This is a genomic window from Nonomuraea salmonea (assembly GCF_042428605.1).
In the GTDB taxonomy this organism is placed as follows: domain Bacteria; phylum Actinomycetota; class Actinomycetes; order Streptosporangiales; family Streptosporangiaceae; genus Nonomuraea; species Nonomuraea salmonea.
In genome coordinates, this window is the sequence record NZ_JBHMCF010000029.1 from 413,770 (window position 1) to 428,262 (window position 14,493).

Here is a 14,493-nt window from a genome sequence, read left to right on the forward strand (position 1 = left end):
GGTTACTCCGTACCACCCGCACCCGAATCCCACCCGACCCCCGCCCGCTCCACCGCCGCATCACCGGCCCCCCACGCCGGTGGATCATGGGCGCGAAGGAGCAGCCCCCGTATCGGCCCTGGACACGTCACCGCCCGCCATACCGCCGACGTCACCAGCGGCACCGGAACCGTGAGCGTCACCGTCACCAGCGCCACCGGAACCACGAACGTCACCGTCACCAGCGCCACCGGAACCGCGAACGTCACCGTCACCAGCGGCCCGGGGACCGTGAGCGCCGCTGTCACGGCGGCTGCCACCCTCGCCTCCGTCGTCACCACGACGGTCCCCTTCGTCGCTCCGGCGGTCTTCGCCGTCGCCGTGGTCGGGGGTGTCCGTCGTGTCGTCAGTGGGCGGGGGTGGGGCGGGTGAAGGTGCGTCGTTGTGGCCTGGGGGGAGCTCGGGGGGTTTGTGGCGGAGCTCTGGCAATGCCCGGTAGATGACGGCTGCCACGGGGACCGCCACCGCGGCGCCGGCGATGCCGGCCAGGACGCCGCCCACCGACAGGACGAGGATGATCGCCAGCGGGTGGAAGTGCAGCGCCCGGCCCACGATCAGCGGCTGCAGGACGTGGTTTTCGAGCTGCTGCTCCACGACGAGGATGCCGAGGAAGATCAGCGCGTAGACGAGCCCTTTGGCGCCCAGCGTGACCAGGGTGGCGACGGTGCCGGCGAAGAAGATGCCGACGATGGGGATGAAGCTGGCGAAGAAGATGAGCACGGCCAGCGGCGCCCACAGCGGCACGCCCATGCCGGCCAGCACGATGCCCATGATGAGCCCGTGGACCGCGGCCACCGCAACGGTGCCCTGGACGTAGTGGGAGAGCGTGGTCCAGGCGGCCCGCCCGGCCCGGTCGACTCTGGGTGCCACCCCGCCGAACGCCCTGAGGAACCACATCCAGATGCGGTCACCGTCTTTGAGCAGGAAGAACGTCACGAACAGCAGCAGCACGATGGACGCGAGCACCTCGACGGCGACCGCGCCGGCCGACAGCACGGTGCCGGTGATGGCGGTGCGCTGTTCGTTGACCATGGCGGCGATCTCGTCGACGTAGTCGGTGATCTGCGCCTCTTCGAGGTGGAGCGGCCCGGTGATCAGCCACTCCTGGACGGTCCTCGCGGTCTCCTGGACCTGGCTGACGAGACCGGGGAACTCTTCGCCGGCCCGCGCGCCGACCAGCCATCCCGTGCCGACGAGCACGGCCAGCGCCACCAGCATGGTGATCCAGGTGGCGTAGATGGGCCGCATGCCGGCGCTGCGCAGGCTCTTGGTGAGCGGGAACAGCAGCGCGGTCAGCAGGAGCGCGATCGCCACGGGCAGCGCCACGAACGCGAGGCGGGCGATGACCTGGACGATGAAGTAGACGACCACGCCGACGAGGATCAGGCAACCGGACCATGCGGCCATCCTGGCCAGCACGGGCGGCACGAGCTTGGTTGGGCGGTCGGACAGCACGTGTTCAAGACTGGCATGTCCGGGCCCGTCACGCGCGCGGATATCGCCGCGACCACGAGCGCTGTCAGCGTAATCCCGGCGAAGCGATCCAGCGGTCCCGGAGACCGACGGTGGCGGACGACGCGCACGATGGCGGACTGCCGTCCCCTCACATCGGCGACATCGGGTCTGTGCAAGGGGCGGTGATCGTGTCACCGTCGTGACCATGAAGGCTCCGGTGATCCTCGTCATGGCGGCGTCCTTTCTGGTCGCCGCGCCCGTCGCGCCCGCGTCCGCCTCCCGTGTCCCGCTGTCCCTGGAGGTGCTGTCCAGCCGGCCGGATCAGGTCAGCGGGGGTGATGCGCTGATCAGGGTGGACGGGGACGCCAGGGCCAGGGTGCTGCGGAACGGTGAGGACGTCACGGAGGCGTTCGAGCGCAGCGGCAAGGGACGTACGGGACTCGTGACGGGCCTGCGGGAGGGCGAGAACACGATCACGGCGGTCGCCGGCCGGCACAGGAAGAGCATTGAATTACACAACCACCCCATCCAGGGGCCGATCTTCTCGGGCGAGCACCAGTACCCGTTCCTGTGCAAGACGGAACGCAGCGGCCTCGGCCCCCCGAAGCCCGACAACCAGGACGGCCAGGGCATGCGGGTCGAAGGCGGCTGGAGCAGGGACTGCTTCGCCCCGACGGTGAACGACCGCCTCTACCGCTCGACGGACGGCACGTACAAGCCGATGCCCGCGGAACGGCCCGCCGACATGGCGACCACCACCCTGCCCGGCGGCCGGACGGTCGACTTCGTGGTACGCCGCGAGCGCGGCGTCATCAACCGCTTCCTCTACTCGATCGCGATGCTGGAGGACGGCTACACCGGCCGCGCGGTCTACCGGTTCGACGGCGGCGTGGCGATCGGCCACGACCAGGGGACGATCGGCGGCGGCGCGCTCGACGCGCACCAGCTCGGCCAGGGCTACGCGATCATGTACTCGTCCGGCACCCGCACCAGCACCCACTACAACCTGATCCTGGGCGGCGAGACGGCCCTGATGGTCAAGGAGCGGTTCATCGAGCGGTACGGCCAGCCGCTCTACACGGTGGGCGTGGGCGCGTCGGGCGGCGCGATCCAGCAGTACATCTACGGCCAGAACCACGGGACGAGGGTGATCGACGCCGCCATCCCGCAGTACTCCTATCCGGACATGGTCACCCAGACCATCCACGTGGGCGACTGCGAGCTGCTCGAACGCTACATGGACCGGCATCCGCGCTGGGCCAAGTGGGACGACCGCACGGCGCTGATCGGCATGAACGCGAGCGACACCGTCGCGAACCCGTACACCGGGCGGCCCGGCTCCGACGAGTGCGTGAACGGCTGGCGTGGCCTGACCCCGCTCACCATGAACCCGCTGTGGACGTCCAACAACGACCCCGAGTGGCAGCGCATGGACCCGCCGGGCGTCAAGGACACCGTCCAGTGGACGCACTGGGACGACCTGCGCAAGGTGTACGGCGTGGACAAGACCGGCTACGCCCGCTCGACCTGGGACAACGTGGGCGTCCAGTACGGGCTCGAGGCGCTCACCGACGGCGTGTTGACGCCGGAGGAGTTCCTTGACCTCAACGCGCAGGCGGGCTCGTGGAAGGAGGCGGCGGACATGGTGCAGGAGGGCTGCCCGTTCGTGCCCTCGGCCTGCCCCGCCGACCTCGACCCGTGGAGCGCCCGCAACGCCCACCAGGGTGATCCCGCGCCGCGCCGCACCGGTGACCCGGTGGCGATCAGGAACGTGCTGCGCAGCGGGCTGGTGTTCGGCGGGGACATCGACATCCCGGTGATCGACTGGCGGCACTACCTGGAGGAGGAGCTGGACATGCACAACGCGCACCAGTCGTTCGCCTCCAGGAAGCGGATGCTGGACCACGACGGGCAGGCGGGCAATCAGGTCATCTGGTTCACGGACGCGCGTCCGGACGGGCCCGAGTTCGACCAGACGCCCGAGGCGCTCAAGGTGATCGACGCGTGGATGGCCAACATCCGGAAATATCCGGCGCGCGGCGTGATCAAGAACAAGCCGCCCCAGGCCGTGGACCGCTGCTTCGCCACCGACGGCACCGAGATCGCCGCAGGCCCGCACGTCTGGGACGGCGTCCTCGACCGCCGTGCCCCCGGGGCGTGCACCAAGCGCTTCCCCCTCTACGGCACCGCTCGCACGGTGGCGGGCGGCCCGATCGAGGGCGGCGTCTACAAGTGCCGTCTCCAGCCGGTCGACCGGGCGATCGCCAAGGGCCTGTACGGCTCCTGGCGCCCCACTCCGGACCAGCGCGCCCGGCTGAAGCAGATCTTCCCGACGGGCGTGTGCGACTACCGCTAGGGGCGACGCAGGGGGCAGGGCCCGGGGCGGGTGCGGGGCTTGGTGGGCGGTGGTGGACGGAGGGGTGGCAATAGAGTGGCCTGCCATGGGCACTCAACGCCGCCCCGCCACCGAGCCGGAGGCCCGCGCCCTGGCCTCGGCCACCCGCCTGCGCATCCTGCGGCTCTGCCTCGACCAGGCGCTGACCAACAAGGAGATCGCGGGCCGGCTGGGCGCGAACCCCGCCACCACGCTGCACCACGTACGCAAGCTCGTCGAAACGGGTTTCCTGGCCGCCGAGCCGCGCAGGCCGGGCCCGCGCGGCTCGACGGAGATCCCCTACCGCACCACCGGCAAGACATGGGAGATGGAGGTCCGCGAGAGCGGCGTGACCGGCGCCAACGCGGCCATGCTCGGCGCGTTCCTCGAGGAGGTGCGGCTGGTCGACGTCGCGGACGGCGAGTTCACCAGGCTCGGGGTCAGGCTGACCGAGGAGGGCCGCGAGGAGCTGTGGCGGCGGCTGCGCGAGGTGATCGACGACTTCCGCGACCGCCGGCCACCGGCGGACGGCGCGGCCTACTCGCTCTTCCTCGCCGTCCACCGGGACGTCACCAGGGACCCACCCCCGGAAGAAGACTGATCAGACCAGGTCGACCTCGACCTTGAGCTGCTCACCGTGCTCCAGCACGAACTCCTCCACGTTGCCCGCCGCGCACACGTCGTCGGACGCCTGCGCGAGCAGCCCGGCGTCGGGCGTCCACACGTTCAGCCGCGACACCTCGGCCCGCATCGACAGCTTGGCCTCCGACTTGGCCTTGCGCACCTGCCCGAGCACGTCGGAGGCGACGGCCAGCACCGCCGGGTCGCCGCTGCCGCGCTGGGCGGCGGGCCAGGAGGTGCGGTGCACGGAGCCGTCGCGCCACCACGACCACACCTCCTCGGTGACGAACGGCAGGAACGGCGCGAACATCCGCAGCAGCACGTCGAGCGCCTGCCGCAGCGCCGCGTGCGCCGAGGCGGCGGCGGGGCCGGACTCGTACGCCCGCGCCTTGACCAGCTCCAGGTAGTCGTCGCAGAACGCCCAGAAGAAGCGCTCGACGGCCTCGATGGCCCTGGTGTGGTCGTAGGCGTCGAACGCCTCGGTGGCCTCGCGCACGGTGTCGGCCAGCGCCGCCAGCATCGACAGGTCGAGCGGCTCGGTCACCTCGCCGTCGCTCCCGGCCAGCCCGAGCACGAACTTGGAGGCGTTGAGGATCTTGATGGCCAGCCGCCGCCCGATCTTGAGCTGCCCGGGGTCGAAGGCGGTGTCGACGCCGTAGCGGCCGTTGGCGGCCCAGTAGCGCACCGCGTCGGAGCCGTGCTTGTCCAGCAGGTCGAGCGGGGTGACGACGTTGCCCTTGGACTTGGACATCTTCTTGCGGTCGGGGTCGAGGATCCACCCCGAGATGGCGACGTCGCTCCAGGGCAGCTCGCCGAACTCGTAGTGCGAGCGCACCACGGTCGAGAACAGCCAGGTGCGGATGATCTCGTGGGCCTGCGGCCGCAGGTCGGCGGGGAAGACCCGCTTGAACAGGTCGTCGTCGCTGCCCCAGCGGCCAGCGATCTGCGGGGTGAGCGACGAGGTGGCCCAGGTGTCCATGACGTCGGGGTCGGCCATGAACCCGCCGGGCACGCCGCGCTGCTCCTCGGTGTAGCCGGGCGGCACGTCGGACGACGGGTCGACGGGCAGCATGTCCTCGGTGGGCAGGATCGGCGCGTCGTGGACGGGCTGTCCCGACTCGTCGATCGGGTACCACACCGGGAAGGGCACGCCGAAGAAGCGCTGGCGGGAGATCAGCCAGTCGCTGGTGAGCCCCTCGACCCAGTTGTCGTAGCGCACCCGCATGTGCGGCGGGTGCCAGGTGAGCTCGCGCCCGCGGGCGAGCAGCCGCTGCCGCAGCTCCTCGTCGCGGCCGCCGTTGCGGATGTACCACTGGCGGGTGGTGACGATCTCAAGGGGCTTGTCGCCGCGCTCGTAGAACTTCACCGGGCGCTTGATCGGCTTGGGCTCGCCCTCGAGGTCGCCTGACTCGCGCAGCATCTCCACGATGCGCTCGCGGGCGCTGTGGACGGTCTTGCCGGCCAGCTCCTTGTACGGCTCCGCCTCCACGCCCTCGGGCGGCTCGGGCAGCAGCCGGCCGTCCCAGCCGATGACCGGCCTGGTGGGCAGGTGCAGCTCGCGCCACCAGGTGACGTCGGTGATGTCGCCGAACGTACAGATCATCGCGATGCCGGTGCCCTTGTCGGGCTCGGCCAGGCGGTGGGCCAGCACCGGCACCTCGACGCCGAACAGCGGCGTCAGCACCGAGGTGCCGAACAGGTCCTTGTAGCGCTCGTCGTCGGGGTGGGCGACCAGCGCCACGCAGGCCGGGATCAGCTCGGGCCTGGTGGTCTCGATGGTGACCGGGCCCTTCTCGCCGTAGAAGGAGATGGTGTGGAAGGCGCCGGGCCACTCCCTGTCCTCCAGCTCGGCCTGGGCGACCGCGGTGCGGAACGTGACGTCCCACAGGGTCGGGGCCTCGGCGAGGTACGCCTCGCCGCGCAGCAGGTTGCGCAGGAACGCCCGCTGCGAGACCGCCCGCGCCTCGTCGCTGATGGTGGTGTAGAGCAGCGACCAGTCGACCGACAGGCCGATGCGCTGCCACACCTCCTCGAACGCCTGCTCGTCGATGGCGGTGAGCTTGTGGCACAGCTCCACGAAGTTGCGCCGCGAAATGGAGATGTCGCGCTTGCCGGGCTTGTCCGGGGGCACGAAGTCGGGGTCGTAGGGCAGCGAGGGGTCGCAGCGCACGCCGTAGACGTTCTGCACGCGGCGCTCGGTGGGCAGGCCGTTGTCGTCCCAGCCGAGGGGGTAGAACACCGACTTGCCGAGCATGCGCTGGTAGCGCGCCATGATGTCGGTGTGGGTGTAGGAGAAGATGTGGCCGATGTGCAGCGAACCCGACACGGTGGGGGGCGGCGTGTCGATGGAGTAGATGTGCTCACGCGCCGCAGACCGGTCGAAGCGGTAGGTGCCCTCTTCTTCCCAGCGAGCTACCCATACCTGCTCCAAGCCGTCGAGAGTCGGCTTTTGGGGCATGGAGGGACGGCGTAGTCGCTGTTGAGTCATGCCTCCTTATGGTACGGCTTCGCAGGCCCGGCAAGCGGTAGAGACTAGTGTTCGTTACAAAGGGGAAGGGAGATCGACATGGCGGAGGAGAAGCCAGATATCGCCTGGCGGGTCATCGGCGGACTCGTGGGTCTGGTGACGGCGTGGGCGGCCCGCAAGGTGCTGGGTTTCGCCTGGACGAAAACGACCGGCAAGGAGCCGCCCATCGACACCGAGTCGCCTGAGGTGAGCCTCGGCGAGGCGATCGGCTACGCCGTCGTCATGGGGGTGGGCATGTCGGTGGCGCAGATCGTGGTCAACCGGACCGCCAAGAAGCGCTACGACGCGTGGAAGTCGCTGAAGCAGGTGACTCCAGGGCAGTGAGGAACTCGTTGGCCCAGCGGTCCACGTCGTAGGTGGCGACCCGGCGGCGCATCGTCCGCATCCGCCGGGCCAGCTCGTGCGGCGTGGCCCGCATCGCGTTCAGCAACTGCCGCTTGATGTCCTCCACGTCGTACGGGTTCACCAGGTACGACTGCCGCAGCTCGTCGGCCGCCCCGGTGAACTCGCTCAGCACCAGCGCGCCCTGCAGGTCGTGGTGGCAGGAGATGTACTCCTTGGCCACCAGGTTCATCCCGTCGCGCAGGGGCGTGACGACCATGACGTCGGCGGCGAGATAGAGCGCCGCCAGCTCCTCGTGGTTGTACGACTGGTGGAAATACCAGATGGGCTGGTAGCCGAGCTGGGCGTGCTCGCCGTTGATCCGCCCGACCTGCAGCTCGATGTCGTCGCGCAGCCTGCGGTACTCGTCCACGCGCTCCCTGCTGGGCGTCGCGATCTGCACGAACACCGCCTCGCCCGGCCGCAGCCGCCCGTCCTTGAGCAGCTCGCCGAAGCCTTCGAGGCGCTGGCCGATGCCCTTGGTGTAGTCGAGCCGGTCCACGCCGAGCAGCACGTGCTCGGGCTCGCCGAGCTCGATCCTGATCTCCTTGGCCCTGGCCACGACCTGCGGCTCGCGGACGAGCGCGTCGAGCTGCGCGAAGTCCACCGAGATCGGGAACGCCTGCGTGGTGACGATCCGGTCGTCGAGGAAGATCTCGTTCCCCTTGTACGGCAGCCCGAGCAGCCGGCGGCACAGCCGGCGGAAGTTCGAGGCGCCGCCGGGCAGCTGGAAGCCCACCAGGTCGGCCCCGAGCAGCCCTTCGACGAGGTCCTTGCGCCACGGCAGGCGCCAGAACAGCTCGGTCGGCGGGAAGGGGATGTGCAGGAAGAACCCGATGCGCAGGTCGGGACGCAGGCGGCGCAGCATGGCGGGCACGAGCTGGAGCTGGTAGTCCTGCACCCACACGACCGCGCCCTCCTCGGCCGCCTCCGCGGCGGCCTCGGCGAAGCGCTGGTTGACGACCTGGTAGGCCTCCCACATCTCCCTGTCGAAGACGGGCGTGGCCACGACGTCGTGGTAGAGCGGCCACAAGGTGGCGTTGGAGAAGCCCTCGTAGTAGAGCTCCACCTCGCGGGCCGACAGCGGGACGGGGATGAGGTTCATCCCGTCCTGCTCGAACGGCTCCAGCTTCTCGTCGGGCGCCCCGTGCCAGCCGGCCCAGGCTCCGTGGCGGCGCTGCATCACCGGAGCTATCGCGGTGACGAGCCCGCCAGGACTCCTGCGCCACGAGGCCGTTCCGTCGGGTTCGATCGTGCGGTCCACCGGCAATCGGTTCGCGACGATCAAGAACGAGCTACGGCCAGTCACGCAGTCCTCCTATGGGTCATATGTCAGGAAAGCCGCCGAGCGCGCGGCCAACAGCGGCCGCCACCGACTCCGGGCCCGCGTGAGGGAGGATCGCGGCGATGTGGGAGTCGGGCCTGATGAGCCATGCCTCATCCGGCCCGGCGCCGAGCCTCTCAGCGAGCGAGCCAGTCCCATCGATCTCCGCGAGCCCGCGAACGGCGAGCGGCGCCGTAATGACCTTGCCCAAGACCTGCACAAACAAACTCGAATCGCACATATCACCCAATAGCACGAGAAAGCCGTCTCGTGTAATATCGCGCAACCTGCCGCCCGGGACGGCCAGGTCAGGCAGGATCACGCCGGGTGACGGCGGGCACACCGCGCCCTTCGGTGGACGGCCGGCGAAGGGGCGCGAGGGCTCGGGCGTGGTCAGGGGCGAGCCGACGTACCAGAAGGGCTCGGCGAAACGCCCCGAGTCGACCTCGTCCACCCGCCCGCCCTCCAGCACGGCCCGCCGCCGCATGCGCTCCTCCACCGTGCGCGGCACGAGGAAGCGCATGGTGGCGCCGGTCACCTCCAGGTTCTCCACCGCCGCCGCGTGCCGCTCCACGTGGTACGACTCCAGCAGCCCCGCCCCCGCCCACCCGTTGAGCACGAAGGCGAGCTTCCACGCCGCGTTCTCGGCGTCCGGCACCCCCGAGTTGAGCCCGCGCGCCCCGAACGGCGCCACCAGGTGGGCGCAGTCACCGGCCAGCAGCACCCGCCCGACCCGCATCCGCGAGGCCAGGCGCGCGTGGAAGCGGTAGGTGCTGTGCCACAGCAGCTCGTACGGGCGGTCCCCGATGACCTGCCGGATCTTGCGCGCGATGTCGGCGTCGGAGGGGATGAAATCGGGCGCGATCTGCCAGTCGATCCGGTACGTGCCCCCGGGACACGGGTGGATGAGCACCTGCCGCCCCGGGTTCCACACGGGGTCGAAGTAGAAGCGGCGCTCGTTCTCCCAGCCCGGCAGGTCGGCCTTGATGTCGCAGATCAGGAACTGGTCGTCGTACGTCTCCCCGGTGAACGTCACCCCGAGCGCCGCCCGGATCGCCTGCGCCCGCGCCCCGGCGCAGACCAGCACGTACGGCGCCCGCAGCCGCCGCTGCCCGCAGTGCACGGTGACGCCGGAGTCGTCCTGGGTCAGGTCGGTGACCTCGTGCTCCCAGCGCACCTCGACGAGTGGCTGGGCGGCGATGGCCGCGTCGAGTATCTGCTCGGTGCGGGTCTGGGAGATGTTCACGCACGGCGGCAGCGGCCCCTCGCGCTCGAACGTCCACGACAGCAGCTCGCGGTCGCGGTAGTAGGTGCGGGCGGTGGTCCAGGCCAGCCCCTCCTCGGCCACCTGCCCGGCGCCGGCGGCGGCCCAGATGTCGAGCACGTCGCGCTGCTGGCAGATCGACTTCGACCCGCCGGACCCCCGGCCTGGCCGCTGGTCGAGCACCAGCACCTGAACGCCCCACCGGGCCAGCAACAGCGCGGCACTCTGCCCGACCGGCCCCGCGCCTATGACGATGACCTGCGGCTCGGCGCTCATGACTGGAGTTCGTCCCAGACCTGGCGGTCGCGCTCCGCGGTCCAGATGCGCGGGCGCTCGACGCCGTGCAGCTCGTCCCACAGCCGGGAGACGTTGAACGGCAGGCAGTGCTCGAAGATGGGCCAGGAGCCGTAGCGGGGGGCGAGTGCGCGGTGTGTGCGCTCGAACGCCTCCTTCACCGACCCCGAGGCTCCGACCTCGCGCAGCATGGCGGTCAGGAAGTCGCGGGTCTGCCCGATGGCGGCGGCGACGGCGTCATCGCCCTCGGCCACCGCGCCCCTGCCACCGACCAGCGTGCGCGCGCCGAGCGCGGCCACCCGGTCGAGCGTCGTCGAGACCCAGTCGCGGTGGAAGGCGTCGCCGGTGTAGAGGGCGGCCTGCGACTCCACCAGGTCGCCGGCGAACAGCACGCGCTGCTCGGGCAGCCAGGCCACCAGGTCGCCCTCGGTGTGACCGCGCCCGCAGTACTGCAGCACGAGGTCGCCGCGCCCGCCGCCCAGGTCGATCGTGAACCGGTCGCTGAACGTGGCGGTCGGCCAGGTCAGGCCGGGGATCGAGTCCGGCTCCTCGAACAGGCGGGGCATCCTGGCGTACTCGCTGGCCCAGTCCTGCGCGCCGCGCTCGGCGATGAGCTCGCGGGTCTTCTCGTGAGTGACGATCACCTCGGCGCCGAACGCGGACGCGCCCAGCACCCTGACCGCGTGGTAGTGCGACAGCACGAGGTAGCGGATCGGCTTGTCCGTGTGCTCGCGCAGCCGGGCCAGCCACCGGCGGGCCGCCACCGGCGTGGCCAGGGCCTCGAAGCAGACGAGGAAGTCCTCGCCCTCGATGGCCCCCACGTTGGGGTCGCCCTCGGCGGTGAGCGCGTACACGCCGTCCGCCAGGATCTCCAGGGACTGCCGCTTCTCGCCGAGGTCCGCCGACGAGGCGAACGGCTTCGCCATCGCTGTCTCCTCCCGCTCAGGGCGCCGCCGTCCCGGGGTCCGGGGCGGTGCGCGCACTCCTAGGAGTCTCTTCCCACCGGCGCGCCGGCAGTCCCGGCGGCGTGCTCTTGACAGGCGTGTCCCGCCGGTGATTGGTTTACCGAACATTCGGTCAGTTGACAAGGGAGACCTTCGTGGAGAGCGCGCGTCGCATGATGGACGCCGACACCGCCTCCGCCGCCCTCGGCATCGAGCCCACGGAGCTGGGCGACGGCCGGGCGGTGTGCCGGATGACCGTGACCGAGCGGATGGTCAACGGCCACGGCCTGTGCCACGGCGGTTACGTGTTCCTGCTGGCCGACACCGCGTTCGCGGGCGCGTGCAACAGTCATGGGCCGGTCACGGTGGCGGCGGGGGCGGAGATCACGTTCGTCTCTCCCGCCCGCGCGGGTGACGTGCTGATCGCCGAGGCGGAGGAGCGCACCCGCTACGGCCGCAGCGGCATCTACGACGTCACCGTGCGCAGACCCGACGGTCAGGTGGTCGCGGAGTTCCGCGGCCGGAGCCGGGAGCTGAAGTGAGACGGCCATGAGACTGGGACGACCCCCCGCCCCCGACGAGCTCGACCCGATCGAGCGCGTCTCCCGCGACGAGCTGGCGGCGCTCCAGCTGGAGCGCCTGCGGCACACCCTCGACCACGCCTACCGCAACGTCCCGCTCTACCGGGAGAAGTTCGACGCGGCGGGCGTGCACCCCAATGACTGCAAGGAGCTCGCCGACCTGGCCAGGTTTCCCTTCACCACGAAGGAGGACCTGCGCGAGAGCTACCCGTTCGGCATGTTCGCGGTGCCCCGCGAGCAGGTGGCGCGGATCCACGCCTCCAGCGGCACCACCGGGCGGGCCACCGTGGTCGGCTACACCAAGCGCGACCTCGACGTGTGGGCCGAGGTGATGGCCCGCTCGATCCGCGCGTCCGGCGGGCGGCCCGGCGACATCGTGCACGTGGCCTACGGCTACGGCCTGTTCACCGGCGGGCTCGGCGCCCATTACGGGGCCGAGCGGCTGGGCTGCACGGTGGTGCCGGTCTCGGGCGGCATGACGCCCCGGCAGGTGCGGCTCATCGACGACTTCAAGCCTGATGTGATCATGGTGACGCCGTCGTACATGCTGGCGCTGCTGGACGAGTTCAGGGCCCAGGGCATCGATCCGCGCGCCACGTCGCTGCGGGTCGGCATCTTCGGCGCCGAGCCGTGGACGGAGCAGATGCGCGCCGAGATCGAGGACGCCTTCGACCTCGACGCCGTGGACGTCTACGGCCTGTCGGAGGTGATGGGCCCCGGCGTGGCCAACGAGTGCGTCGAGACCAAGGACGGCCTGCACGTCTGGGAGGACCACTTCTATCCCGAGACCGTCGATCCGTTCACCGGGGAGCCGGCCGACGAGGGCGAGCTGGTCTTCACCACGCTGACCAAGGAGGCCATGCCGGTCATCCGCTACCGCACCCGCGACCTGACCAGGCTGCTGCCCGGCACCGCGCGGCCGGCGTTCCGCCGGATGCGGAAGGTGACCGGGCGTACCGACGACATGATCATTCTGCGTGGCGTGAACGTGTTCCCCACCCAGATCGAGGAGGTCGTGCTCGGCGTCGAGGGCCTGTCGCCGCACTTCCAGCTCCGCCTCACCCGTCCTGGGCGGCTCGACGTGATGACGGTCAGGGTCGAGGCGCGGCCGGGGTTCGACGAGGGGCGCGAGGCAGCCGGTCGGGCGCTGCGCAGCGCCGTCAAGGAGACCGTGGGCGTGAGCGTCGAGGTCGAGGTGGTGGACCCGGAGACGCTGGAGCGGTCGGTGGGCAAGCTGAAGCGCGTCGTCGACGAGCGTCATGATTGAGGCCGCCACCGAACCTCGGCGCAGGCGGGGTCGCGGGCTCGACCCCGAGTCGGTGCTGTCGATCGCGGTCGGCGTCTTCAACGAGCGCGGCTACGACGGCACCAGCATGGAGGACCTCGCCAAGGCGCTCGGCGTGACCAAGTCGGCCATCTACTACCACGTGCCGGGCAAGGAGCAGCTGCTCGCCAGGGCGCTCGACCGGGCGCTCGACGGGCTGTCGGCGATGGTGACCGACGAGCGGGCCGCGACGGGCGCGGCCATCGACCGGCTGGAGTGGGTCGTCAGGCAGAGCGTGCGCATCCTCGTCGAGCGCCTGCCGTACGTGACGCTGCTGCTGCGGGTGCGCGGCAACAGCGGCACCGAGCAGGCGGCGCTGGAGCGGCGGCGGGAGTTCGACCGGTTCATCACCGGGCTGGTCGGCGAGGCGGTGGCGGAGGGCGGGATCAGGGCGGACGTCGATCCGGGGCTGGTGACGCGGCTGCTGTTCGGCACCGTCAACTCGATCACCGAGTGGTATCAGCAGGCGCGCGGCGACTCGGCCGACGATCTGGCCGACGCGCTGCTCATGATGGCCTTCAGCGGCCTGCGGCCTACTCGCTGAGCTCGCCGCGCGGCTTCCCCTGGACGGCCTGCTGGGCCGGGGCGGGGGCCTTGACGCGCAGGTCGGCGCGGATGACCTCGCCGAGCTTCTTCGTGGCCATGCGGTTGAGCGCGCCGCCGGCGATGGCGCCGGTCAGGAAGGGGCCGAAGGTGGTGAGGTGGCGGCCGAGCGTCCGCATGAGGCGGTTGCGCAGGGCCGTCTTGGTGGCCGCTCCGAGCGCCAGGGAGACGGACGCGGGCGCGAGGGGGTCGATGCCGCGTTGCTTGGCCCAGGCGGCGGTGAAGGCGACGGCGCGCTGCGCGCCGGATCCCTGGACGTGGACGCCGTAGACCTCGTGCAGCTCGGCCAGCAGCTTGACCTCGATGGCGGCGACGACGATGGTCTCGGCGACGAGCTGGGCGGGGGCGGAGAGCAGGAGGGGTGGCGCGGCGAACTCGGCCGCGGCCAGTGCTCCGCCGATGGCGCCGACCGTCATCGTGGCCTTCTGAGCGGTGCGCACCAGGTCGTCGGCGAGCTCTTCGCCGGTCAGGCCGTGGTGGTGCTCGGCGAGGGTGTGCAGGTCTCTGATGGGGATGCGCGGCGCGATGTTGAGGAAGACGTCGGCCAGCCAGCGGCCCCGGCCCGCGCCGGTGGCCCGTGCCCGCTTCGCCCCGGCGGACAGCGCCTGAGCGAGTCGGCCGAGCAGCCTGCGCCGCTCGGCCGGCTCCAGCTCACCCGGAGCGGTGAGCTTGCCAACGAGCTCGCCGACCTCACGATCGGGGTCGGCGACCTCACTGCCCGCTTGGCGGTCTTTCTCCGGTTCGGCCACGCGATGCCTCCGT

12 protein-coding genes are annotated in these 14,493 nt (G+C 70.9%); 6 read left to right on the plus strand and 6 right to left on the minus strand.

Annotated elements, in window-relative coordinates; genetic code table 11:
• Positions 1-84: 84 nt before the first annotated feature.
• The gene (locus ACFFR3_RS26050) at positions 85-1,494 is read right to left on the minus strand and encodes an AI-2E family transporter (RefSeq protein ID WP_379483989.1); all 1,410 of its coding nucleotides are present in this window, start codon (positions 1,492-1,494) and stop codon (positions 85-87) included.
• Positions 1,495-1,699: 205 nt separating this feature from the next.
• Between ACFFR3_RS26050 and ACFFR3_RS26055 the strand changes: the two genes are divergently transcribed.
• The gene (locus tag ACFFR3_RS26055) at positions 1,700-3,850 is read left to right on the plus strand and encodes a DUF6351 family protein (protein ID WP_364363693.1); all 2,151 of its coding nucleotides are present in this window, start codon (positions 1,700-1,702) and stop codon (positions 3,848-3,850) included.
• Between the two features lie 85 nt (positions 3,851-3,935).
• Entirely contained in the window at positions 3,936-4,469 is a 534-nt protein-coding gene (locus tag ACFFR3_RS26060; RefSeq protein ID WP_345387388.1) for an ArsR/SmtB family transcription factor, read from the plus strand.
• Here the strand turns inward: ACFFR3_RS26060 and valS are convergent, their stop codons facing one another.
• Positions 4,470-6,977 (minus strand): valine--tRNA ligase, encoded by a 2,508-nt coding sequence (gene valS, locus ACFFR3_RS26065; RefSeq protein ID WP_364363689.1) that lies wholly within the window; start codon positions 6,975-6,977, stop codon positions 4,470-4,472. It abuts the gene before it with no gap.
• A gap of 78 nt (positions 6,978-7,055) precedes the next feature.
• Here valS and ACFFR3_RS26070 point away from each other — a divergent pair, with 78 nt between their 5' ends.
• Positions 7,056-7,340: a DUF4235 domain-containing protein gene (locus ACFFR3_RS26070; RefSeq protein ID WP_345387390.1), complete on the plus strand. Its 285-nt coding sequence runs from the start codon at positions 7,056-7,058 to the stop codon at positions 7,338-7,340.
• Here the strand turns inward: ACFFR3_RS26070 and ACFFR3_RS26075 are convergent.
• The 3 genes from ACFFR3_RS26075 to ACFFR3_RS26085 are packed head-to-tail and all read right to left on the minus strand — an operon-like array spanning position 7,273 to position 11,205.
• Positions 7,273-8,706, minus strand: a complete 1,434-nt coding sequence (locus ACFFR3_RS26075) for an alpha,alpha-trehalose-phosphate synthase (UDP-forming) (RefSeq protein WP_345387392.1) — start codon at positions 8,704-8,706, stop codon at positions 7,273-7,275. The two genes, ACFFR3_RS26070 and ACFFR3_RS26075, sit on opposite strands and share 68 nt — an antisense overlap.
• A 16-nt stretch (positions 8,707-8,722) precedes the next feature.
• Positions 8,723-10,261: an FAD-dependent oxidoreductase gene (locus ACFFR3_RS26080; protein WP_379483990.1), complete on the minus strand. Its 1,539-nt coding sequence runs from the start codon at positions 10,259-10,261 to the stop codon at positions 8,723-8,725.
• Positions 10,258-11,205 (minus strand): MBL fold metallo-hydrolase, encoded by a 948-nt coding sequence (locus tag ACFFR3_RS26085; protein ID WP_364363682.1) that lies wholly within the window; start codon positions 11,203-11,205, stop codon positions 10,258-10,260. The genes ACFFR3_RS26080 and ACFFR3_RS26085 overlap by 4 nt, the downstream gene beginning before the upstream one ends.
• 191 nt (positions 11,206-11,396) lie before the next feature.
• Here ACFFR3_RS26085 and paaI point away from each other — a divergent pair, with 191 nt between their 5' ends.
• Genes paaI through ACFFR3_RS26100 form a run of 3 tightly spaced genes read left to right on the plus strand, consistent with a single transcriptional unit; the run spans position 11,397 to position 13,672 of the window.
• Complete coding sequence (gene paaI / locus ACFFR3_RS26090; RefSeq protein ID WP_379484089.1) at positions 11,397-11,765, plus strand: hydroxyphenylacetyl-CoA thioesterase PaaI; 369 nt, start codon at positions 11,397-11,399, stop codon at positions 11,763-11,765.
• Positions 11,766-11,772: 7 nt separating this feature from the next.
• Positions 11,773-13,071: a phenylacetate--CoA ligase PaaK gene (gene paaK / locus ACFFR3_RS26095; protein ID WP_379483991.1), complete on the plus strand. Its 1,299-nt coding sequence runs from the start codon at positions 11,773-11,775 to the stop codon at positions 13,069-13,071.
• A complete protein-coding gene (locus tag ACFFR3_RS26100) occupies positions 13,064-13,672 on the plus strand; it encodes a TetR/AcrR family transcriptional regulator (RefSeq protein WP_345387400.1) in 609 nt (202 codons plus the stop codon). Before paaK ends, ACFFR3_RS26100 begins: the two co-directional genes overlap by 8 nt.
• On the opposite strand, the gene ACFFR3_RS26105 is transcribed toward ACFFR3_RS26100, so the two are convergent.
• A complete protein-coding gene (locus ACFFR3_RS26105) occupies positions 13,662-14,480 on the minus strand; it encodes a hypothetical protein (protein ID WP_364363673.1) in 819 nt (272 codons plus the stop codon). The two genes, ACFFR3_RS26100 and ACFFR3_RS26105, sit on opposite strands and share 11 nt — an antisense overlap.
• Between the last annotated feature and the right edge of the window lie 13 nt (positions 14,481-14,493).

What these genes read in the sequence shown, in the direction of transcription:
- ACFFR3_RS26055 (WP_364363693.1), top strand. Translation starts at nt 1,700, where the DNA reads ATGAAGGCTCCGGTGATCCTCGTCATGGCGGCGTCCTTTCTGGTCGCC.
- ACFFR3_RS26060 (WP_345387388.1), top strand. Translation starts at nt 3,936, where the DNA reads ATGGGCACTCAACGCCGCCCCGCCACCGAGCCGGAGGCCCGCGCCCTG.
- valS (WP_364363689.1), bottom strand. Translation starts at nt 6,977, where the DNA reads ATGACTCAACAGCGACTACGCCGTCCCTCCATGCCCCAAAAGCCGACT.
- ACFFR3_RS26070 (WP_345387390.1), top strand. Translation starts at nt 7,056, where the DNA reads ATGGCGGAGGAGAAGCCAGATATCGCCTGGCGGGTCATCGGCGGACTC.
- ACFFR3_RS26080 (WP_379483990.1), bottom strand. Translation starts at nt 10,261, where the DNA reads ATGAGCGCCGAGCCGCAGGTCATCGTCATAGGCGCGGGGCCGGTCGGG.
- ACFFR3_RS26085 (WP_364363682.1), bottom strand. Translation starts at nt 11,205, where the DNA reads ATGGCGAAGCCGTTCGCCTCGTCGGCGGACCTCGGCGAGAAGCGGCAG.
- paaI (WP_379484089.1), top strand. Translation starts at nt 11,397, where the DNA reads ATGATGGACGCCGACACCGCCTCCGCCGCCCTCGGCATCGAGCCCACG.
- paaK (WP_379483991.1), top strand. Translation starts at nt 11,773, where the DNA reads ATGAGACTGGGACGACCCCCCGCCCCCGACGAGCTCGACCCGATCGAG.
- ACFFR3_RS26100 (WP_345387400.1), top strand. Translation starts at nt 13,064, where the DNA reads ATGATTGAGGCCGCCACCGAACCTCGGCGCAGGCGGGGTCGCGGGCTC.